At 57.6% G+C, this 21,734-nt stretch carries 15 protein-coding genes, 1 other RNA gene and 12 pseudogenes; 18 read left to right on the top strand and 10 right to left on the bottom strand.

Annotated features, from left to right (window positions below):
• Positions 1-294 precede the first annotated feature (294 nt).
• The 10 genes and pseudogenes from EIO60_RS05925 to ykgO all read left to right on the top strand — a co-directional run bounded on the left by EIO60_RS05925 (position 295) and on the right by ykgO (position 6,918).
• Positions 295-1,053 carry a BRO-N domain-containing protein gene (locus tag EIO60_RS05925; protein WP_258576175.1) on the top strand — a complete coding sequence of 253 codons (759 nt, stop codon included), beginning with the start codon at positions 295-297 and terminating at the stop codon, positions 1,051-1,053.
• Positions 1,054-1,121: 68 nt separating this feature from the next.
• Positions 1,122-1,871, top strand: coding sequence for a Rha family transcriptional regulator (locus EIO60_RS05930; protein ID WP_258576176.1), 750 nt, complete (start codon positions 1,122-1,124; stop codon positions 1,869-1,871).
• Positions 1,872-1,883: 12 nt separating this feature from the next.
• Positions 1,884-2,093, top strand: coding sequence for a ParE family toxin-like protein (locus tag EIO60_RS17130; protein ID WP_445082592.1), 210 nt, complete (start codon positions 1,884-1,886; stop codon positions 2,091-2,093).
• Positions 2,094-2,108: 15 nt separating this feature from the next.
• Complete coding sequence (locus tag EIO60_RS16595; RefSeq protein WP_374058137.1) at positions 2,109-2,270, top strand: protease FtsH-inhibitory lysogeny factor CIII; 162 nt, start codon at positions 2,109-2,111, stop codon at positions 2,268-2,270.
• 198 nt (positions 2,271-2,468) lie between these two features.
• Entirely contained in the window at positions 2,469-2,654 is a 186-nt protein-coding gene (locus EIO60_RS05935) for an excisionase (protein ID WP_258576300.1), read from the top strand.
• Positions 2,632-2,715 (top strand): annotated as a pseudogene (locus tag EIO60_RS05940) (phage integrase Arm DNA-binding domain-containing protein); the annotation flags it as partial. The gene EIO60_RS05935 and the pseudogene EIO60_RS05940, both read left to right, overlap by 23 nt.
• Before the next feature lie 71 nt (positions 2,716-2,786).
• A complete protein-coding gene (locus EIO60_RS05945; protein WP_258576177.1) occupies positions 2,787-3,695 on the top strand; it encodes a tyrosine-type recombinase/integrase in 909 nt (302 codons plus the stop codon).
• Between the two features lie 78 nt (positions 3,696-3,773).
• Positions 3,774-6,365 (top strand): annotated as a pseudogene (locus tag EIO60_RS05950) (efflux RND transporter permease subunit); the annotation flags it as partial.
• Positions 6,366-6,514: 149 nt separating this feature from the next.
• The gene (locus EIO60_RS05955; RefSeq protein WP_258576178.1) at positions 6,515-6,775 is read left to right on the top strand and encodes a type B 50S ribosomal protein L31; all 261 of its coding nucleotides are present in this window, start codon (positions 6,515-6,517) and stop codon (positions 6,773-6,775) included.
• 2 nt (positions 6,776-6,777) lie between these two features.
• Entirely contained in the window at positions 6,778-6,918 is a 141-nt protein-coding gene (gene ykgO, locus EIO60_RS05960; protein ID WP_258576179.1) for a type B 50S ribosomal protein L36, read from the top strand.
• Between the two features lie 79 nt (positions 6,919-6,997).
• On the opposite strand, the pseudogene EIO60_RS05965 reads toward ykgO, so the two are convergent.
• Both EIO60_RS05965 and EIO60_RS05970 read right to left on the bottom strand, forming a co-directional pair.
• Positions 6,998-7,464 (bottom strand): annotated as a pseudogene (locus EIO60_RS05965) (metal ABC transporter permease); the annotation flags it as partial.
• Between the two features lie 9 nt (positions 7,465-7,473).
• Positions 7,474-8,133: a metal ABC transporter ATP-binding protein gene (locus tag EIO60_RS05970; protein ID WP_258576301.1), complete on the bottom strand. Its 660-nt coding sequence runs from the start codon at positions 8,131-8,133 to the stop codon at positions 7,474-7,476.
• A 348-nt stretch (positions 8,134-8,481) separates the two neighbouring features.
• Here EIO60_RS05970 and EIO60_RS05975 point away from each other — a divergent pair, with 348 nt between their 5' ends.
• The 3 genes from EIO60_RS05975 to EIO60_RS05985 all read left to right on the top strand — a co-directional run bounded on the left by EIO60_RS05975 (position 8,482) and on the right by EIO60_RS05985 (position 9,604).
• Positions 8,482-8,757, top strand: a complete 276-nt coding sequence (locus EIO60_RS05975; RefSeq protein ID WP_258576180.1) for a hypothetical protein — start codon at positions 8,482-8,484, stop codon at positions 8,755-8,757.
• A gap of 227 nt (positions 8,758-8,984) precedes the next feature.
• Positions 8,985-9,344, top strand: coding sequence for an Hha toxicity modulator TomB (gene tomB / locus EIO60_RS05980; RefSeq protein ID WP_258576181.1), 360 nt, complete (start codon positions 8,985-8,987; stop codon positions 9,342-9,344).
• A 41-nt stretch (positions 9,345-9,385) separates the two neighbouring features.
• Positions 9,386-9,604 (top strand): HHA domain-containing protein, encoded by a 219-nt coding sequence (locus EIO60_RS05985; protein ID WP_258576182.1) that lies wholly within the window; start codon positions 9,386-9,388, stop codon positions 9,602-9,604.
• A 120-nt stretch (positions 9,605-9,724) separates the two neighbouring features.
• Here EIO60_RS05985 and ffs read toward each other — a convergent pair.
• Positions 9,725-9,821, bottom strand: an RNA gene (gene ffs / locus EIO60_RS05990) — signal recognition particle sRNA small type.
• Between the two features lie 165 nt (positions 9,822-9,986).
• On the opposite strand from ffs, the pseudogene EIO60_RS05995 reads away from it, so the two are divergent.
• Positions 9,987-10,354 (top strand): annotated as a pseudogene (locus tag EIO60_RS05995) (MGMT family protein).
• Here EIO60_RS05995 and EIO60_RS06000 read toward each other — a convergent pair.
• Positions 10,314-10,840, bottom strand: a pseudogene (locus tag EIO60_RS06000) (YbaY family lipoprotein). The pseudogenes EIO60_RS05995 and EIO60_RS06000 sit on opposite strands and share 41 nt — an antisense overlap.
• Before the next feature lie 240 nt (positions 10,841-11,080).
• On the opposite strand from EIO60_RS06000, the pseudogene EIO60_RS06005 reads away from it, so the two are divergent.
• Positions 11,081-11,732 (top strand): annotated as a pseudogene (locus EIO60_RS06005) (acyl-CoA thioesterase domain-containing protein); the annotation flags it as partial.
• Between the two features lie 8 nt (positions 11,733-11,740).
• A pseudogene (locus EIO60_RS06010) lies at positions 11,741-12,181 on the top strand (acyl-CoA thioesterase II); the annotation flags it as partial.
• Between the two features lie 174 nt (positions 12,182-12,355).
• Here EIO60_RS06010 and amtB read toward each other — a convergent pair.
• The 5 genes and pseudogenes from amtB to EIO60_RS06035 form a co-directional block, all read right to left on the bottom strand.
• Positions 12,356-13,645: pseudogene (amtB, locus tag EIO60_RS06015) on the bottom strand (ammonium transporter AmtB).
• Positions 13,646-13,676: 31 nt separating this feature from the next.
• Entirely contained in the window at positions 13,677-14,015 is a 339-nt protein-coding gene (glnK, locus tag EIO60_RS06020; RefSeq protein ID WP_258576183.1) for a P-II family nitrogen regulator, read from the bottom strand.
• Between the two features lie 248 nt (positions 14,016-14,263).
• Complete coding sequence (locus EIO60_RS06025) at positions 14,264-16,039, bottom strand: SmdB family multidrug efflux ABC transporter permease/ATP-binding protein (protein WP_258576184.1); 1,776 nt, start codon at positions 16,037-16,039, stop codon at positions 14,264-14,266.
• Complete coding sequence (locus tag EIO60_RS06030) at positions 16,026-17,801, bottom strand: SmdA family multidrug ABC transporter permease/ATP-binding protein (protein WP_258576185.1); 1,776 nt, start codon at positions 17,799-17,801, stop codon at positions 16,026-16,028. Before EIO60_RS06030 ends, EIO60_RS06025 begins: the two co-directional genes overlap by 14 nt.
• Positions 17,802-17,815: 14 nt before the next feature.
• Positions 17,816-18,287: pseudogene (locus EIO60_RS06035) on the bottom strand (Lrp/AsnC family transcriptional regulator).
• 142 nt (positions 18,288-18,429) lie between these two features.
• Here EIO60_RS06035 and EIO60_RS06040 point away from each other — a divergent pair.
• Positions 18,430-19,439, top strand: a pseudogene (locus tag EIO60_RS06040) (PLP-dependent cysteine synthase family protein).
• Between the two features lie 142 nt (positions 19,440-19,581).
• On the opposite strand, the pseudogene cof reads toward EIO60_RS06040, so the two are convergent.
• Positions 19,582-20,291: pseudogene (cof, locus tag EIO60_RS06045) on the bottom strand (HMP-PP phosphatase); the annotation flags it as partial.
• Between the two features lie 143 nt (positions 20,292-20,434).
• Here cof and EIO60_RS06050 point away from each other — a divergent pair.
• A pseudogene (locus EIO60_RS06050) lies at positions 20,435-21,722 on the top strand (SgrR family transcriptional regulator).
• The last annotated feature ends 12 nt before the right edge of the window (positions 21,723-21,734 follow it).

A 21,734-nucleotide genomic window follows, 5' to 3' on the forward strand; every position in this document is an offset into this window, starting at 1 on the left:
TCAGCAACCGTATTGACGGAAGATCAACCCATGCGCTATAGTCGCTCTGCATCTGCAAATTCAGGTGCCGGGTTTAGTACCCCGGATAACTAACAAGGCGCATAACACACGCCTACAGCGTGTTTTTTTATGCGTCAGTCCGCCATATCAGAATAATGGTGGGCTGGATGGGGGAGCCGCAAGGCTCGCCGGGTCCTTGTTAGCCGGTCGTACTAACCCTATCCAGCTCGCCACCATACAGAGCTTAGTACCTCTAGGTGGTGATGTTCCTTAACTAACAAGGAAATCATTACTATGACAACGTCAATGTTCCGCAATACCGTTATTGAAACCATCTCCCACAACGGGCAGATCTGGTTCACTTCTACCGAGCTTGCTAAAGCGCTCGAGTACTCCAGCGTCAAATCGGTTACTAACCTTTACAACCGGAATCGAGATGAGTTCACAGAGGGTATGTCATTGGTCATTGATTCAGTGACCAATGGAATAAACAATAGCTTACGCAAGATTGGGCTTCGCATTTTCTCCCTGCACGGCGCTCACCTGATTGCAATGTTCGCCAACACGCCGATCTCCAAAGAGTTCCGTAAATGGGTATTGGATATCCTCGACAAAGAAACCAGTATCCCACAATACAAATCCCAAGCCGCCGAACTGTTCAACAATGATGATACCCGTTGCCTGACCCATTTGGTCTGGAGCATGGCGAACGGCTTTCACTTTGACCGCGCCTGGACACAGGCTATCTGGTATGCCCTGCGCCGTGTAACCGGCGTACCCTCCCCTCAGCACTTCGAAATCCGGCAACTCCCCCTGCTGGCCGAAGAGTGCCGCAGTATTTACGGCATTACCAACACGCTCAAGGGTGCCATCTTCGACGCTGAGAAGCAGACGATACGCCGTGTTCTGCGTCACCGTGAAGATGAAGCTATCGTACTGGGCGAGATGCAGCACATGCTTGAAGAGAGCACTCAGCAGCATTACGGCGTCATGACCCATGCGCTCGAAAAATGGCAACAGGCGAACGTTAACCAGTTCCTGCAACGCCACTAACCCACTAATCCCGCCCCGGTATCGTGCCGGGGTTCCATTAATCACATTCACTTGTGAGGAGATTGATCATGCAAAATTTAACAATTGCACAAACATTAACCATGTCCAGCCGCGAGATTGCGGAGCTGACAGAAAAGCAACATAAGAACGTCAAGCGAGACATCGAAAAGATGCTCGTTGAACTGGGAGAAGATACGCTCAGTTTTGAGCATATCTATCTGGACTCCATGAATCGCCAGCAGACTGAGTATCTTCTCGACCGCGACCACACCGAATGCCTGCTCACAGGCTACAGCGCCATTCAACGCATGCGCGTTATCAAACGCTGGCATGAGCTTGAAGAGCGTGCAAGCCAGTTTACTATACCACAAACCTATCCAGAGGCCCTGCGCCTCGCCGCCGAACTGGCAGAGGAAACCCAGCAGCTAAAACTGATCAACAAAGAGCAGGAGGCTGAAATCCACGACCTCAAGAGCCTGTTCAAGGAGGTCATGACCCCTATCCAGTTCTGCAAAATGCTCAACGGTGTTAACACCCAGAAAGTGAACCAGTGGTTAGCAGAGCGTAACTGGCTCTACAACGAAAGCCAATCCGGTACCCGTTGGCGCGCCACGTCGTACGCCCGAGACAAATATCTGACTGAGCACCAACATCTGACTAGCGTTCATGGTGCCGATGACTTCATTAAGCACCAGCCGGTACTCCTTCGTAAAGGCGCTGAACGCCTCTACGTCCTTTACCGTCGTGGCAAAGTGCCCATGAAACTCAACTGGAACGGCGATTTTACCCACCAGAAGCACGTCAGCCTTGCATCGTGAGAGGAACAACGAATGAAACCTAAAATACCTAACAGGATAAAAGAGCGTGAGAGGTTATTTAAACGCTTATACCGTGAAGGACTTATTCATGCAAGACGCATACGACGAACCGGTTATTTATCAATACGGCTCTCCTTCTGCTGGCGCATGTTATCCAAAGATAACGGTCAGAGTTGGAAGACCATGAGCCACGCCAAGTACGACACCCAAATAGCAATATAATCACAGGAGCACTCCATGAATTATGCATTCGCGGGTCATGCTGCCCTCATGGGGAGCTATCACCCGCAAGAAACCCAACTGGATAAATGGGTTCAATGGCTGCGAAACGGATACCGAAAGGTTATCGATATCCTCGGGCAGCAAGGCAAACCTCTACGACCTGCATCAGTACTTTAACCACGGCTGTTACAGCATGAAATCACCTGCATCACAGCACACCCTGTCGGCAACCTTCACGGTACCGTCTCCGAGATTCACAAATCCTCCCTGCCCGCCGTCATGACGAACGGCACAGCGGCTTAATTTTAGCAGAGGTAAATAATGGCATACATCACCTTATCCGAGTGGAATCGGCGGCAACCCCGTTCGCGTTGTATGGAAACCGTCAGGCGATTGGTCGGGAACGGAATGATTTTTCCCGCACCGATACGAGATGGGCGCGAATATCTGGTTGAGGAAAACGCCTGCAAGCTCACCAAGAACAAAAACATTGACCCATCCAGCGCCCTTCACCCCACCCTGTTATCGAGGATAAGACATGGCACGCCGGAGAAGCCATAAGAACCGCGATTTGCCGCCAAACCTACAACCGCGCAATGGCGGCTATTTTTGCTACCGTGACCCGCGCACCGGAAAAGAATACGGCCTGTGCCGCCATCGACAGGAGGCCATACGCAAGCCATCGCTGCTAATATGGCGATTTATGGCTCATCAAAACAATCACCACTCGTTGACCGCATCAGCGGCACACAGGCGACCACAGTTAACGAATGGACTACACGTTATCTGGAAATATTGGAGACCCGGAAACTCAAACCGAAAACGATGAGCGAGTACAATAAATACCTGAAAGCAGTTAGCGCCAATTTAGGCGAATTTGCTCTTCAGAAATTAGAAACCAAAGACATTGCCTCGTTCCTGAATCAGTGGGTAAAAGCGGGGAAAGTGACAATGGCGAACCGCATCAGAGCATTGCTGCTTGACCTGTTTCGTGAGGCCATTGCCGAGGGGCTGCTCAAAAGCAATCCAGCCGAAGCTACGCGCAACCAGCGGGTAGAAATTCAACGTGAGCGCATAACTCTGGACGACTGGAAGGCTATCCGTAAAGCAGCAGATAAATTACCCGCATGGGTTGGCCCCTGCCTTGACCTGGCCCTACTCACAGGACAACGCCTGAGCGATGTACAGGGCATGTGCTGGAGTGATTACCGGGATGGACGTCTTTACGTCAGACAGGAAAAAACAGGCATGATGCTGGCTATCGCGGAAACGACCCGCCTTAAATGCCTGAACCTTTCTCTTTTGGATGTACTTAAACGATTCAAAACATTAAACGATGGCGAACATCACATTGTGGCCGATGAAAAACAACGTGTGCTCGCCAGGAAAACACTGTCTGAAGCATTCATGAAAGCACGTCGAGAATCTGGATTAGAGTGGGAAGGCACACCCCCTTCGTTTCATGAAATTAGAAGTCTATCCGCTCGTTTATATGCAGAGGAAAAAGGGAAAGACTATGCACAAAAGCTGCTGGGTCATAAATCAGCAACCATGACCGACAAGTACCGGGATGCAAGAGGCTCAGAATGGACGGAGGTGTAATTATTTCGATCGAATTTCGAGTAATTTCGATCGATTGCTTGTAACCCTTTGAATAAAAAAGCTGATATTTCACCACCGCTGTATAACTATCAGCTGATGCCGGTCGACGTGATCAGCGCGATCAATACCCAGAACGCCCAGGTTGTGGCCGGCCAACTAGGCGGCGCGCCCGCTGCTCCGAACCAGCAGCTGAACGCTTCGATTATTGCGCAGACGCGTCTGACCTCTACCGACGAGTTCGGCAAGATCCTGCTGAAGGTCAATACCGACGGCTTGCAGGTGCGCCTTCGCGACGTGGCAAGAATCGAGCTGGGCGGCGAGAACTATGAGGTTATCGCGCGCTTTAATGGCAAGCCCGCTTCCGGTATCGGTATCAAGCTGGCCACCGGCGCCAACGCGCTGGATACCGCCAATACGGTGAAAGCGCAGCTGGCCAAGCTGCAGTCTACCTTCCCGGCTGGCCTGAAAGTAGTTTACCCGTACGACACCACGCCGTTCGTTAAGATTTCTATCTTCGAGGTGGTGAAAACCCTGCTCGAAGCGATTGTACTGGTGTTCCTAGTGATGTATCTCTTTCTGCAGAACTTCCGCGCCACGCTGATCCCGACCATTGCGGTGCCGGTGGTGCTGCTCGGCACCTTCGTCATCATCAACGCCTTCGGCTACTCGATAAACACGCTAACGATGTTCGACATGGTGCTCGCCATCGGCCTGCTGGTGGATGACGCTATCGTGGTGGTGGAGAACGTCGAGCGCATAATGGCCGAAGAGGGGCTGCCGCCCAAAGAGGCCACCCGCCGCTCGATGGAGCAGATTCAGGGCACGCTGCTCGGCATCGCGCTGGTGCTGTCGGTGGTGTTTATCCCGATGGCCTTCTTCGGCGGCTCCACCGGCGTAATCTACCGTCAGTTCTAAATCACCATCATTTCCGCGATGGCGCTGTCGGTGCTGGTGGCGTTGATCCTGACGCCGGCGCTCTGCGCCACTATGCTGAAGCTGATCAAGAAAGGCGATCACGGCAAAACCACCGGTTTCTTCGGCTGGTTTAATCGTCTGTTCGACAAGAGCACCAGTCACTACGTCGACAGCGTCGGCCATATCGTGCGCAGCACCGGCCGCTATCTAGTGATCTATCTGGTGATCGTGGTGGGTATGGCGTATCTGTTCCTGCGTCTTCCCTCCTCGTTCCTGCCGGAAGAGGATCAGGGTCTGCTGCTCGCGCAGGCGCAGCTACCTGCAGGCGCGACGCTGGAGCGTACGCAGAAGGTCATGGATCAGATCACCGACTACTTCCTGACGAAAGAGAAAGACAGCGTGCAGTCGGTATTTACCGTTAACGGCTTCGGCTTCTCGGGCCGCGGTCAGAACACCGGCATAGCCTTCGTCAGCCTTAAGCCGTGGGACGAGCGCGGCGACAGCAATCTAAAAGTACCGGCTATCGCCGGACGCGCCATGCAGGCGCTGGGACAAATCAAAGATGCGGTGGTGTTCCCGTTCAACCTGCCGGCGATTATCGAACTGGGTAACGCCACCGGCTTCGACTTTGAGCTGATCGACCAGAACAACCTCGGCCATGAAAAACTGACCGAAGCTCGTAACCAGCTGCTGGGTATGGTGGCGCAGCATGGTGATACGCTGGTGGGCGTGCGCCCGAACGGCCTGGAAGATACGCCGCAGTACAAGCTGACCGTCGATCAGGAAAAAGCGCAGGCGCTGGGTGTGTCGATTTCCGATATCAACACCACGCTGGGCGCGGCCTGGGGCGGCTCCTACGTCAATGACTTTATCGATCGCGGACGCGTGAAGAAGGTCTACGTCATGGGCGAAGCCAAAGACCGTATGCTGCCTGACGATATCAGCAAGTGGTATGTGCGCAACAGCAGCGGCACCATGGTGCCCTTCTCCGCCGTCTCGTCAGCGAAGTGGCAGTATGGTTCGCCGCGTCTGGAGCGCTATAACGGCCTGCCGTCGATGGAAATTCTGGGCCAGGCGGCGCCAAGCAAAAGCTCCGGCGACGCCATGAACCTGATGGAAGAGCTGGCATCGAAACTGCCGGCGGGCATTGGCTATGACTGGACCGGCATGTCCTATCAGGAACGCCTCTCTGGCAACCAGGCGCCGGTGCTCTACGCCATCTCGCTGATTGTGGTCTTCCTCTGTCTGGCGGCGCTCTATGAGAGCTGGTCGATTCCCTTCTCGGTCATGCTGGTGGTGCCGCTTGGGGTTGTCGGCGCGCTGATCTTTACCACGCTGCGCGGACTGAGCAACAACGTCTACTTCGTGGTGAGTCTGTTGACTACCGTCGGCTTGTCGGCGAAAAACGCCATTCTGATCGTTGAATTCGCCGAGGATTTGATGGAGAAAGAGGGCAAAGGCTTGGTGGAAGCAACGCTGGAGGCGTGCCGTCTGCGTCTGCGTCTGCGTCTGCGTCCGATTCTGATGACCTCGCTCGCCTTTATCCTCGGCGTACTGCCGCTGGCGATCAGCACTGGCGCCGGTTCCGGCGCGCAGAACGCGGTAGGTACCGGCGTAATGGGCGGCATGGTCACGGCGACCGCGCTGGCGATCTTCTTCGTGCCAGTATTCTTCGTGGTGGTGCGCCGCTGCTTCAGCAAGAACAAGGCGGAAGTGGAGAAAGGCCACCCGATTGAACAGCATCTGCAACACTGATTTTCATCTTTAACCAAAAGGCCGCGCATGCGGCCTTTTTTATTGCCTTCGCCTGCCCGTCCTGAACCGATGTTGCATTTTACAGCGGCGGGCTAGGGCCATAATAACATAATAATGTTACTTTATGATATCACACAAAAAGAGGCGTTATGAAACCGAATATCTATCCTGCCTACCGCCCGGTGGTTTTTCACGACACCACGGTAGATCACTATTTCAAGATCGGCTCCACCATAAAGACAGAGCGCACCATTGAGTTTGAAGGTGAAACCCTGCCCTATGTCACGCTAGACGTCTCGTCGGCCTCCCACGTCTTTTACACCGGCAAACAGAAAGATTTTGCCAAAGAGGGCAGCGCGGCGCGCTTCAATCAGCGCTTTGACCGTTTCCTCAAGAAATCAGGTAGCTGAGCATGCAGGTAGTCAGCTCGCTGGCGTCAGCGAAAAAACGCCACAGGGATTGCAAGATCGTGCGCCACCACGGACGCGTGTTTGTGATATGCAAGTCAAACCCGCGCTTCAAGGCGGTACAGGGAAGAAAGAAGAAAAAATAACGTGTCGTGATAGCTGGCCGGGAGCAATCCCAGCCTTTTTTATTGCATGCTGCGGCTGAGGATATCGACGTTATGCCGAGTCGGCATCGAAGACGTCGATCACCAGCGGGCGGTAAATCAGCGCCAGCATCAGCAGCGTAAAGGCGGCAATGGCGCCCACCAGCAGCAGCGCCGGGTTATCCACCGCCAGCAGCGAGCCAAACAGAACATGCAGCAGATCGATACTGGAGCCGCACAGCGACACCAGCGTCACGCAGAGCGCCAGCGATCCGAGATAAAAACCGGCAAAGCTGGCGTCCTCTTTCAGCGGCGTATAGCGACTCACCGCGCCAGAGAGCAGCGACACCGCCAGCCCGGCGATCAGCCCCGCCAACACCCATCGCTACCAGCGAGAGGCCGGAAATCAGGTAGCCGATCGCGGCGCCGGGCAGCACGCGCATGGGAGAGCGCGTCGCCAGTCAGGCTCATACGGCGCAGCGAAAGAAAGACGCCGAGCGGCGTGGCGCTGAGAGCCAGCGCGACGTAGGCCACCAGGGCGCGGCGCATAAAGCCGAACTAGAGAAAAGGGTGAAGCAGTGTCATGAGGCGAGATCGCGCAGCGGCACGTCGACAGCGGGCGTCGTCCATTGACAAAATGTCGCTGAAGTAGCGCGCCACCAGCGGTCGGTCGTGCAGCACTACCAGCAGTGTAGTGCCCGCCTGCTGCTGCAGAATCGTCATCAGCAAAGCAACCGTGCGGCTGTCGATGCCGTTGAACGGCTCATCCAGCAGCCACAGGCGGCTCGTAGCAGCAGACGCGCAAAGAGCACGCGCTGCAGCTGGCCGCCGGAGAGCGTGCCCGGCTGCGCATCGGCGAAGGCACGCTTGCACCGCATCCAGCGACGCAAAGATCTCCTCGCGCATGTCTGAACTTACGCCGCCGAACCAGCCGCAGCGCGGCCAACAGCCCATGGAAAACAGCTCGAAAACCGTCAGGGGAAAACGCGCCTCAAGTTCGCTACGCTGCGGCATCCAGCCAATTTTGCGGCGGGACAGCCGCACATCGCAGCGCCCCGCCACCGGCTTAATCAGTCTGGCAATGGTTTTCAGCAGCGTGGACTTGCCGCTGCAGTTGGCGCCGACCAGCACCGTCATGCTTACCTGCGCCAGTTCGGCATCGACCACGGGGGTGACGGCCACGCCCTGATAGCCCGCCTGAAGTTGCGAAAAGTGCATCACGGCTGCATCCCCCAGGTTATCGCCAGCGCTAGCAACAAGATAATGCCAGCGACTATCGCCAGCCTGCCGCCCAGCGACAGAAACAATCCACTTTGATTCATCTGCTCGCCAATATGTTATAATATAACAATAATCTACCCTAATTGACTGGCCGCCGGTAAAGGCTATATGTATCAAAAGGTATCCGTCCGTGAGGCTTTTAAAATAAAGCGAGATGACAGCAGATTGATTTAACAGCAAAAAAGAGTTGGCAAATAGCAATAACAGATATTATCCCCTGCTGGTGGCTTGCAAAGTGGTTGCACAAGTCAGATGATCGGCTTATCAATCGATATAGGTATCCCAATGATGCGACTGCAGCTTGGAAGTGATATTGCATATGAGACGGTAACGCCTGAGGAATTAACTGCTTTTCTGCAGCAGAATATTCTCAAAATAGCGCAACCTCTTGCAGGCGAGTTGCAACAGTATTCCCTACATGCACGTCTGGTGACGGAGAGCATGAAAATAATCTCTGTTGAAAATTTAACCAGAGATCGTTTTGAAATGGTTTATCAATTTGATGGCAGTATATTTATCCCTTGCCTGGACCTAAATGAAAATTTTACGCGACAGGAGTAGGTAACGCTGCAAGTAGTTCCCGGATTCATTGAGTTCGAGCTGATAGATAACCAACAATCCTCCCCTGCCGACGAATTGTAATATTTAGTAATTGATGTGAGCAAATCTAATGTTTGTGCATTATATTTAGTTAACCTGAATATCATAATAACATTCAAATCGCTTTCTGGCCGCTTAGCCTTAACTCGCCGCGTTGCGGCCTCTGTGCAAGCTATGGAGGGAAAAAGATGAAGGAGTACTCACCGAAACGGCATGATATTGCCCAGCTTAAATTTCTGTGTGAAAGCCTGTTTGACGAGAGCATGGCGACGCTGACCGACAGTCAGCACGGCTGGTTTAACGACCCTACTTCCGAGAACAATTTACAGCTTAACGACCTGATTGAGCATATCGCCTCTTTCACCATGAATTATAAAATAAAGCATGCTGAAGATGAAGCGTTGATTACGCAGATAGATGACTATCTTGACGATACCTTTATGCTGTTTACTAATTACGGTATTGATACGCAGGATCTCAATCGGTGTCAGCGCTCTTCCCGACGTTTATTTAATCTTTTTACTGAAGAGTGCGTTTACCTTCAATAGCCCAGCCACTCCATTTAGTTAATCAAGAGACCGGTTTATTTATGAACAATAAAGCCCTGACTAAAACTGATTATTTGATGCGGCTGAGACGTTGCCGCTCTATCGATACGCTCGAGCGCGTAGTTGAAAAGAATAAGTATGAATTATCTGACGATGAACTGGCCGTATTTTATTCCGCCGTCGATCATCGACTCGCTGAGCTGACGATGAATACGCTTTACGATAAAGTGCCTGGCTCTGTCTGGAAGTTCGTGCGCTAACCGACCGCTTTTTTTCCTCTCTTCCGCAAGACATCCGCTCTGTTTCGAACCTGTCTGTATGGCCATGGAATGGCTGTAAATAAGCGTAAGCGTTTTTCAGGGGAGCAGAAATGGTGGAGGCCCTGCCAGCCACATCCCGGCACATGCGTCACCTGCTGCGGCTGCTTCCTTCCGGACCTGACCGATTTCACAAGTTAGCATTGCAGGAGGACCAACAGAGCCTTCATCGATAAGCCCTCTTGCGAAGGCGGGGGCATTATCAGGGATGCCCCTGGCAATTGCAAGCGCCGGCCGGGCGACCGTTGGTTTATTGAACAGCGCGTTGCGTATCGCGCGCCGCGGCCGTGGTAAAGTAAGCTTTTGCGCTTTCTGGACATCGGTAATGGATCCGCACCCGAGCTTTCAACAACGCATCTGGCAGATTGTCGCCGCGATTCCTCCCGGCAAAGTGGCTATCTATGGCGATATCGCCCGGCTTGCCGGTTCGCCGCGCGCGGCGCGTCAGGTAGGCGGCGTGCTGCGGCGTTTACCGCCCGGCAGCACGCCTCCTAGCATCGCGTGCTTAACCGGCACGGCGCTGTCTCACTGCGGGGAGATGATTTGCTGCGGCAGCGGGATGCGCTGGCGGCGGAAGGCGTAGAGATCAGCGACGACGGTAAAATTGCGCTGGCAGCCCTAAAGGCGGGGCCATATCGCCCCGCCGCTCGGGTTACAGGCTGGTTGGCGCAGGAACGGAAGAGGATGGCGTAACCTGCGTCGGGGAGGTCGACGGCACGGTGGTCGCCGCGCCAGGCTAGGTCGGCAGCGCTGTTTGCAGCACCGGCACCAGCAGCAGCTCTGCTTTTCTTACCGCCCTGATTGATGACCGGCTTGACCGAATCGGTGATAAACGCCAGCTTGCCGTCAATGGTAATCGCCGTGCTCAGCAGAATTCGCGCGTTCGGCTAGATATCTGCCGGGTTAAACGGCAGCACAAACTGGAACGGCGCCTGTTTACCCTGTGTATGGACGGCGCGCTGCGACAGCACCTTCGACGGTGCATCAGAGATGCGATGCGTCGGAGAGCGTAACCGTCAACACTGCATCCGGTGGCAGAGCGACGCGATGACGGATATAGACGGTACCGCTCACGTTAGGCTGCGCAATGGCGGCCTGCTGGTCCGCTGCGCTAGCGCCCAGCGTCGGTACCGGCTTGCTGTGATCGGCACAGCCTAAGGCGGCTGCAATCAATGTCATATCACTTACTACTCTTGCCAGAGTTTCATTGATGTCGTCTCCATATGAACACTATGATTTTCGGCGGCGTCTCTGTTGCACAGCGTTTCACTAGCCTTATGTGCTTAATCCTGGCATAAAATCCAGGTATTTCCTGTCAGCGTCGGGCGGCGCCCCGCATCACTCTTTGATTGACGGAAACTGGTCGGATCTTTCACAGTGAAGGCGTTAACCCGTGAGGATTGCACTATGAGCTAGGCGCTGCAAAATTTACTTAATTTATTGAATCTGGAAAAACTGGAAGAGGGACTCTACCGCGGTCAAAGCGAGGATTTAGGCCTGCACCACGTATTTGGCGTCCAAGTTGTGGGCCAGGCGTTGTACGCTGCCAAGCAGACGATGCCGGAAGCGCACATCATTCATTCGTTTCACAGCTACTTTCTACACCCGGGCGACAGCAAGAAAGGCGTTATCTATGACGTAGAAACGCTGCGCGACAGCAAAAGCTTTAGCGCGCGCTGCGTCAGCGCGGTGCAGAACGGGCAGCCCATCTTTTATATGACCGCCTCCTTTCCAGGCGCCGGAAAGCGGCTTCGAGCATCAAAACGCGATGCCTGAGGTACCGGGGCCGGAAACGCTGGCGTCCGAATAGGATCTGGCTCAAAAGATGGCGCATATGCTGCCGGAAAAGGTGCCGGAGAAATTTATCGCCGAGCGGCCGCTGGAGATACGGCCCGTACAGATCCACAACCCGCTGAAAGGCCGCGTCAGCGAGCCAGTGCGCCAGGTCTGGATCCGCGCCAACGGCGGACTTCCCACCGATCTGCGCATCCACCAGTATCTGCTGGGCTACGCCTCAGACCTTAACTTCCTGCCGGTTGCGCTACAGCCGCACGGCAAAGGCTTTCTCGAGGCCGATAGGATCTGGCTCAAAAGATGGCGCATATGCTGCCGGAAAAGGTGCCGGAGAAATTTATCGCCGAGCGGCCGCTGGAGATACGGCCCGTACAGATCCACAACCCGCTGAAAGGCCGCGTCAGCGAGCCAGTGCGCCAGGTCTGGATCCGCGCCAACGGCGGACTTCCCACCGATCTGCGCATCCACCAGTATCTGCTGGGCTACGCCTCAGACCTTAACTTCCTGCCGGTTGCGCTACAGCCGCACGGCAAAGGCTTTCTCGAGGCCGATATGCAGGTCGCCACGATCGACCACTCTATGTGGTTCTACCGCTCCTTTAACTTCAGTGACTGGCTGCTCTATAACGTGGTAAGCACCTCGGCCTCCGGCGCGCGCGGCTTTGTGCGCGGCGAGTTTTACGATCGGCAGGGGGTGCTGGTTGCTTCGACGGTGCAGGAAGGGTAATGCGCCAGCGCAGCAAGTAACCCGCCAGCTCCGCCAGAGAGGCAGGCTGAACTGGCTGCGCGGCCTCTGTCAGGCAGAACGTCAGGCTGGCGCAGCACCCATAAAAAAGGGGCGAATCATCGCCCCTGTCTGCTTTTTTATTATTTAGCGCAATGCCCTTCTCTGCCCGGCGGCTTACTGGTTGTAAGCGTTCTCGCCGTGGCTGTTGACATCCAGACCTTCGCACTCCTGCTCTTCCGGCACGCGCAGGCCGACAATCATATTCGCCAGTTTGAAGCCGATAAAGGCGACAACAGCAGACCAGACGATGGTCACGGCGACGCTAAAAAGCTGTACCCAGACCTGATGTCCCATGGTCATGCCTTCGACGTAGCCAACGCCGTCCAGCGACGAGGAGGCAAACACGCCGGTCAGAATACAGCCGACGATGCCGCACACGCCGTGTACGCCGAAGACGTCGCAGGGATCGTCCACGCGCAGCATTTTTTTCAGCGACGTCACGCCCCAGATGCCCGCCAGACCGCCGAGGTGCCGATAATCAGCGCGCCGCCGACGCCAACGTAGCCGCAGGCTGGCGTGATGGCTACCAGACCGGCGATAACGCCGGAACAGGCGCCCAGCAGCGAAGGCTTGCTGCGCAGCGCCCACTCGCCGAAGGTCCACGACAGCACCGCGCATGCGATGGCCACGACCGTATTCAGGAAGGCCAGCGCCGCGATTTCGTTGGCGGCTGAGGACGAGCCGGCGTTAAAGCCAAACCAGCCGACATAAGAGGATTGCGGTACAGGTAAAGACCATCGGCAGGTTTCGGCAGGTTGTGCGGTTTGAACGCCTCTTTGCCGAAGCCAGCGCGTTTGCCCACCAGATAGGCGCCCACCAGGCCCGCTACCGCGGCGTTGATATGCACGACCGTCCCGCCAGCAAAGTCCAGCACGCCATCCTGCGCCAGGAAACCACCCGCCCACACCATATGCGCGATCGGTAAATAGGTCAGCGTCACCCACACCGCGACGAAAATCAGCACGGCGGAGAAGCGGATGCGCTCTGCGATAGCGCCGACGATCAGGCCCACCGTAATGCAGGCGAACGATGCCTGGAACTCGACGTGAATATACTGATAGAAGCTACCCATCACCGCCTTCAGCTCGATATTTTTCATCATCGCCCACTGGAAGCCGCCGAAGAAGGCGTTGCCTTCGCTGAACGCCAGCGAATAGCCGTAAACAATCCACAGCACGCAGACCAGCGCAAGCCACCTGCGTCAGCATGGAAAGCACGTTCTTGCCGCGAATCAAGCCGCCGTAAAACAGCGCACAATACCTGGAATCGTCATAAACAGCACCAGCGCGGTGCAAATCATCATAAATGCGTTATCGGCCTTGTCCGCCACGGCAGCACAGCCATGGCCAGCGACGGTAACAGCGCCAGGCTGATGAGGCCCAACTTGGTAAGTGCTTTATTCATTTTTCCATCCCATCACATTACTAAGCCGAAATTACAATGCTGCTTCGTCGGTTTCACCGGTACGAATACGGATAACGCGCTGAAGCTCAGCGACGAAAATTTTGCCATCACCAATTTTGCTGGTGTAGGCCGCTTTGCTGATCACGTCTACCACCTCATCGAGCTGATCGTCGGCGATGGCGATATCGATTTTAACCTTGGGCAGAAAATTCACGCTGTACTCGGCGCCGCGATAGAGTTCTGCATGGCCTTTCTGACGGCCAAAACCTTTAACCTCAGAGACGGTCAGCCCCTGAATGCCGATCGAGGAGAGGGCTTCACGCACATCCTCCAGTTTGAACGGCTTGATGACCACGGTAACCAGCTTCATTGGGCCCCCTCCGGGTAGTAGACAAATGGGTCACATCAGACACGCAGAGACATAGGCAAAGGCTGTGCCAGAAATAGAGAAATCAGTGGGTGAATGGCAAAAAGAGGGCCAGCGCGACGCGCCGTGGCGGGAAAAAAGGGCGGAAAAAGAAAAGCGAGCGCGGCGGCTGCACCGCTTTGGTGTCAGCGGCGTCAAAGCGGTGCAGCCTTTCGGAACATTCCGATAATTGCGCGCAAAAAAGGTGCAATTTACCCGACGGCGGTGACAGCTTTGCCCGTCGCGAGTTCATAGCCCGCCTGCTGCAGCTGATACATCTGCCAGTAGCGTCCCTGGCGCGCCAGCAGCGCGGTGTGGTTTCCCTGCTCCACCACCTGACCGCGGTGCAGCACCAGAATGGTGTCCGCTTCGGTAATGGTCGAGAGACGATGGGCAATCACCACCAGCGTGGTGTGCTGGCGCAGCGCGCGCAGCGTCTGCTGAATCGCCTGCTCGGTGCCGGAGTCGATATTGGCGGTGGCCTCGTCGAGGATCAAAATCTGCGGCATCTTCACCAGCACGCGCGCCAGCGCCAGCAGCTGCTTCTGTCCCACCGACAGGTTATTGCCCTGCTCGCCGAGGCGCGTATGGATGCCGTCCGGTATCGCGCGCGCCAGCGAAGCAAGCTGCACCTGCTCCAGCGCCTGCCACACCGCCTCTTCGCTGATGTCGCGTCCCAGCCGCACGTTGGCCAGCAGCGTGTCCGCCAGCACCGCCGGATCCTGCTGCACCATGGCGACGCCGCGGCGCAGCGTCTGGTGGCTGAGCTGGCTGACCGGCCGGTCGTCGAGGCGTATTTCGCCTCGCGTGACCGGGTAGTAGCCCATCAGCAGGTTGGCCAGCGTGCTCTTTCCGCTGCCAGTATGGCCGACCAGCGCTACAAAGCCGCGCGCCGGCACCTCGAGATTTATGTCACTCAGCACGTCACGATCGTCGCGGTAGGCGAAGCTCACCCCGCGCAGGGCGATGCGGCCGCTTTGCAGCGGGCGCGTGTCGCTGCCGTAACCCTGCTGTGCGGCATCCATCAGCTCAAAGATGCGCTCGCCCGACACCACTGCCTGCTGCAGCATCGACTGCTGGGTGGTCAGCTCGATCAGCGGTTCGTTCAGGCGGCCAAGGTAGGTGATAAACGCATAGAGCACGCCGACTTCGAACACGCCCGGCGTCGAAAAGCTGAACAGCAGCAGTAGGCCGCAGAGGATCAGCGCCGAAAAAAGGCTGAGCAGCGGACGCAGCAGAAAACCGTCGAGACGCAGCATTTCCATGCGCGCCTGATAGTGGGCGCGGCTGGCCGCGCCCATCCGCTCGCCGAAGCGCGCCTGCTGGCGAAACTGCTGGATCACGCTCATGCCGTTGATCACTTCGTTAAAGCCGTTGTTGATATCCGCCAGATAGCTGCGTACCCGGCGCGCGATCGGCGTGCTGTAGCGCTGGTAGATCAGCATCACCGCCAGCACCAGCGGAAAGATCGCCATCGCCACCAGCGCCATGCGCCAGTCGAGGCTGAACATGGCCACCATCATCGCGCCGATCAGCGCCGCGCTGCGCAGCACCGTCGCCACCACCGTCACGTAGAGATCCTTGATCACCTCGGTGTCGTTGGTGACGCGTGAAATAATCTGCCCGACCGGCTGGATGTCGAAGGCGCTGAGCGGCTGACGCAGCGCGGCGTCCATCACGTCGCTGCGCAGGCGCTGCACCACGCCGATTGCCGCGCGGTTGAACAGCAGCGCCTGAAAGTAGTGCAGTCCCGCCGCCAACAGCTGCAGCAGGATAAAGCTCGCCACCAGCCCGGCGACCACGCCCCAGGGCATGCGGTGCTTCGCCACCAGGTGATCGATAAAGTAGCTCACCAGCACCGGTCCGGTGACCTCGGCCGCAGCGGCGATCCACAGCATCCCCACCGCCAGCATCAGCGATTTGCGCCAGGCTTTGCCGTAGGCCAGCAGACGCTTCACCGTCGGCCACAGGCGTTTAGCGTTCGCCATCGGAAGCTCCTTTCGCCGTTTCCTCGTCGTCCAGCGCCGCCTTCAACTGCTGGTAGCGATACATGTCGCGATACCAGCCCGGCTGCACCGCCAGCGCCTCGTGATCGCCGCGCTGGGCAACGTTGCCCAGCTGCAGCACCAGAATTTCGTTCGCCTCCGTCAGCGCCGACAGGCGATGGGCGCTGATAATCAGCATGCGCCCTTTTCCCCAGCGCCGCAGGTTATACAAAATGTCATGTTCGGTACGGCCATCCACCGCGGAGAGCGCGTCGTCGAGGATCAGGATCTCCGCGTTAAGAAGCAGCGCGCGCGCGATAGCGATGCGCTGCTTCTGGCCGCCGGACAGCATTACGCCGCGCTCACCCACTTCAGTCTCGTAGCCCTGCGGCAGACGCAAAATATCCTCATGCACGCAGGCCAGCTTCGCCGCCTGTTCGATCTCCGTCTGCCCGGCGTCGGGTTTCCCCAGCGCAATATTGCCCGCCACGCTGTCGGAGAAGAGAAACGGCGTCTGGCTGACCACCGCCAGCCGGCTGCGCCAGCTGTCGATGCGCAGCTGCGTCAGCGGAAAGCCGTGGTAGCGGATTTCGCCGCGATCGACATCGAAGTGGCGCTGCAGCAGGCTGAGCAGCGTGCTTTTTCCGCCGCCGGTCGGCCCGCACAAGCCCAGCATCTGGCCGGGCTGCAGCTGAAAGCGAATGTCGCTCAGCGCTGGCGCGTCACTGGCCGGATAGCGAAACGCGTCGATCGCCGTTTCAAGCGGGCCGGCGCTCTCCGGTAGCGCGATGGTGCCATCTTCCACGGCGGGCATTTCCGCCAGCAGCGCGCCGATGCGGCTCCAGGCGGCGCTGCCGCGCTCGACGATATTGAACATCCACGCCAGCGCCAGCATCGGCCAGATCATCAGGCCAAGGTACATCACAAAGCTGGTCAGCTGGCCAAGGGTCAGCTGGTCATGCCACACCAGCCAGCTGCCGCCGCCGATGGCCAGCAGGTTCGACAGGCCGATGGCGATATAGATCGTCGGGTCGAAACGGGCGTCTACACGCGCCACGCGCAGGTTTTTTGCGCCAGTGTCGCGCGCAATATCGGCGAACTGCGCCGACTGGTGCGACTCCAGGCCAAAGGCTTTGACCATGCGGATGCTGGTCAGGCTCTCCTGCGTCTGATCGTTAAGGCTGGAGAAGGCCGCCTGCGCCAGCTTGAAGCGGTGATGCAGCTGGTTGCCATAGCGATGAATAAACAGCGCCATAATCGGCATTGGCACCAGCGACAGCAGCGTCAGCTGCCAGCTGATTTGCAGGCTCATCACCAGCACCACCACGCAGCCCATCACCAGCGAATCCACTAGCGTCAGCACCCCCTCCCCGGCGGCGAACACCACGCGATCAACGTCGTTGGTGGCTCGGGCGATCAGATCGCCGGTACGATGGCGCAGATAAAAGGCGGAATGCTGACGGCTGAGCTGGCGATAGAACTTCTCGCGCAGCTCGACGGCGAGCTGATAGGAGGCACCAAACAGCAGCACGCGCCAGACGTAGCGCAGCAGATAGATGGCCACCGCCGTGACCAGCATCAGGCCGATCCATATCAGGATGGTCCCGGCGCGCATGTTGCGGTGCGTCACGCCGTCGACCACGATGCCCACTACGTGCGGCGGCAGCAGCTGCAGCACAGCAATAACGATCAAGAGCGTGACCGCGCCCAGATAGCGCCGCCACTCGCGAATGAAATACCAACTTAACTGACTGAATAGTCGCACTACGCTGTTCTCTTTTATTTGCCGCTGGGGGCAAGGGGTAAAGCGGTGGTGAATTTAATCTCTTCCATAGCGAAGCTCGAGGTGACATCAATCAACCCCGGCACGCTGTTAACCAGACGCTTGTAGAAGCGGTCATAGCTTTTCATGTCCGCGACCTGGATGCGTAGCAGGTAGTCGTACTCGCCCGCCATGCGGTAAAACCCCCAGCACTTCCGGCATTTCCTACACCGCCGCCACAAAGCACTGGTACCAGTAGCGGCTGTGCTGCTGCGTTTTGACAAACATAAAGGCAGTCAGCGACAGGCCGAGCTTGTCGCCGTCAAGCAGCGCAACGCGTGCGCGAATGATACTGTCATCTTCCAGCTTTTTCAGTCGCTTCCAGCATGGCGTGGTGGTGAGATTAACGGCATCCGCCAGCGCCTGCAGCGAAAGCGCACCGTCCCGCTGCAGCAAATCGAGCAGCTGGCGATCAGTTTTATCTAACATTTCATCCTCCAAGAGAATATTTTTCTCCAGACGCGCCATTATAGCGGCAATTTAGCCATCTCTTTTTCCTGCCCGTGCCTTATAATCTACGCTTCCTGATAACTATTGGACCCCTGCCATGAGTAACTAGACTCGCCGCGCGATTAACGAAATCAACGCGGACTTTCAGCACTACGCCGAAACCCACCTGATACGCTTTAGCCTGGCGGATTATCCTGACATCGGGTTCTATCTGAAAGATGAGAGCACGCATCCGAGCGGCAGCCTGAAGCATCGCCTGGCGCGATCGCTGTTTCTCTACGGGCTGGCGAACGGCTAGATCAAAGAGAACACGCCGATCATCGAGGCCTAATCCAGCAGCACCGCGGTGTCGGAAGCCAATTTCGCCCGCCTGCTCGGCTTGCCCTTTATCGCCGTGATGCCGACGAGCACGGCGAAGCGCAAAATCGAGCAGATCGCCGTCTATGGCGGCCAGTGCCACTTCGTCGCCGATCCCTGCGCGCTCTACGATACTTCTCTCCAGCTGGCGTGCGATCTGAACGGCCACTTTATGGATCAGTTCACCTTCGCCGAACGCGCCACTGACTGGCGCGGCAATAATAATATCGCGGAGAGCATATTTCGCCAGATGTCGCTGGAGCCCTTTCCGGTGCCGCATACCATTTTAATGGGCGCCGGCACCGGCGGCACCTCGGCGACGCTGGGCCGCTATATCCACAATCAGGGGCTGGCGACGTAGCTGCTGGTGGTCGATCCCGAGCATTCGGTTTTCTGCGATTACTGGCACAGCCGCGACGCGTCGCTGCGCAGCCCGCGCGGCAGCCTGATCGAGGACATTGGCCGTCCACGCGTCGAGCCCTCTTTTATGCCTGATGTGATTGACGAAGTGATGAAGGTGCCGGACGGCGCCACGCTGGCGGCGATGCTGAAGCTGGCGCAGATTATCGGGCGCAAACCCGGCGCCTCTACCAGCACCAACTTCTGGGACATGATGCAGGTGGTGGTGCAGCAGATGCGCGCGCAAGGGGAACGGGGATCGCTGGTGACGCTGATTGCGACAGCAGCGAGCGCTATCCTGACGGCTACTACAACCCCGACTGGATGGCGCAGCAGTTTGGCGACATCAACGGCTGGCTGCGCCAGCTGGAATAAAAAAGCGGACCTCCTGTCCGCCTCACTGTAATCCTCAGCATTCGGGGGAATACGCGAGGTGCGGCGTTGCCATCCAGTGATTCAAGTAGTGAGACACCGCCTGTGTCTCGCAATGGCCGATAACCGGCAGGTGGAGCAGCGCCGACTTGAGCTGTCTCATGGCGTTGCCCATCACAAAACCCTTGCCCACCTGCGACAGCATTTCGCGATAGTTCATGGCGTCGCCGAAGGCCATGCACTCCGCCAGCGTCAGCGAAAGATGCTGGCACAGCAGGGCGAGCGCGCTGCCCTTGTTACAGTTGAGCGGCAGCACTTCTAGACAGTCCCAGGCCGAAAAGCAGATATGCGCGCGCCGAGCGCTGCGTCCAGCTGCGTTTTTAACCGGCACGGCGAATCGTGCTCGTCGACAAAGCAGATTTTCGTCACCTCGTGTGCCGGAAAGCGTTTCAGGTCGCGCAGCTGATAGCCAAAGCCGCTCAGGGCGTGCGCCTGCAGCATTTGCGGCACCGGCACGTCGGTAAACCAGCCGTCATCGTTGAAAACGTGCACCGTCGCCGGGCTTTCCCAGTGGCTGTGCAGCACCTCTTCCGCCACTGAAGGCGAGAGATCGCTGGCGAACAGCAGATGGCCATCCAGATCGTGCACGCGCGTGCCGTTGCCGGTGATGAGCCAAGCGGGCAGCGTGATACGCTGCTGCAAAATCTGCATCTCCAGCAGATGTCGGCCAGTGGCCAACGCCAGATGCACATCGCGCTGGTGCAGCGCCAGTAAACTGGCGAGCGTTTCCTCGCCCAGCTGGTGGCTCGGCATCAGTAGCGTGCCGTCCATATCGAATGCGGCTAAACGCGCCATGGCTCTCTCCCGCTTAAAAAGACGCTGTCACTATCGCCTGGCAATCCCGGAACTAATAGTGAATAATTTTTTAAAATTGTTCCGAGTTTCTTAGGCGCCAGCTTAACCGCCTTAATCAATTTCAGCGCCTATGGCAGCAGAGCCTGGGCGCGCCGCAGCAGACCTGCGTCGCCGAAATGGCCAGCCGTTGTTTTTGCAGCTATCGTCACGTGCGCACCCTGCTTTTCCAGTGGCAGCGGGCGGGCTGGCTGCGCTGGCAGGGAAAGGCGGGACGCGGCGGACACGGCCTGCTTACGTTTCTGACCACACCCGATCGGCTGGGGCAGCAGCTGCTGGAGATGGCGCTGGCGCAGCTGGTCAATCTGCTGCGCCCGATGATGGGCGGCCAGTGGCAGAACGACACGCTCGTGCTGCGCATTTCCTACTATCGCCCGCTGGAGTCGGTCGCGCCGAGCAGCACCTGGCGCGCCAGATTTTCTCCGGCCTGACGCGCTTCGACGCGGACGAGCCGGCAGGCGATCTCGCCCATCACTGGCAGTGCAGCGACGACGGGCGCGTCTGGCTCTTATGGCTGCGCCCGCAGCTGTTCTGGCACAGCGGCGAGCTGATTCAGGCGGCGTAGCTGGTCGAGCAGTTTCAGCGCATCAGACAGGATGCGCGCGGAGGCCGCCTGCTGGCGAACGTTGAGACCGTCGACGCGCCCCACCCGCTTGCGCTGCGTTTTCAGCTGCGCCGCCGCGACTTCTGGCTGCCGCACCGGCTGGCGCATCAGCTCTGCCTGCTGCCCCAGCCGCGCCTCGGCAGCGGCCCGTGGAAGCTGACTCACTTTACCCCCTGAGCTGGTGCGCATCGACAGCCATACGTGCTGGCATTTGCAGCTGCCGCTGATGAAGGCGGTGGAGTACTGGATCACGCCGACGCTGTTCGATCGCGCGCTCGGCACCAGCTGCCGCCATCCGGTGCTGATCGCCATCGGCGATGCGGAGGAGATGGCTTTGCTGCGCCCGGTGAGCCGCAGCATCAGCCTGGGGTTCTGCTACCTGCTGTGCCGCCCGCGCGACGGCTTCAGCGCTGCACAGGCGCGGCGGCTGTTCTGGCTGCTGCAGCAAAGCTACATCATTGCCCGCCTGCCGCTGGATGAAGGCCTGATAACCCCCAAGCGCGGAGCTGCTGCCCGGCTGGCCGGTGCCGCAGATAGCGGAGGAGACGACGACGCTGCCGCCGCGTCTGACGCTGCACTATAATCTGCCGGTGGAACTGCATGAGATGGTGCAGGCGCTGCGCCAGCTGATGCGCTACGGCTTGCTGCTGCCGCTGTTCAACTATCACTATTAAATCTTCGCTCCGCCCGGCGTCGAGGGCATTCAGCTTAATCCCCTGGGCTGGTTCGACTTCAGCCGCGCCTGGGTTGCGCCGCCGCTGCAGGCCTGAGAGCCGCATCAG

It is taken from the genome of Candidatus Pantoea persica, assembly GCF_013753875.1.
Classification (GTDB): domain Bacteria; phylum Pseudomonadota; class Gammaproteobacteria; order Enterobacterales; family Enterobacteriaceae; genus Pantoea; species Pantoea persica.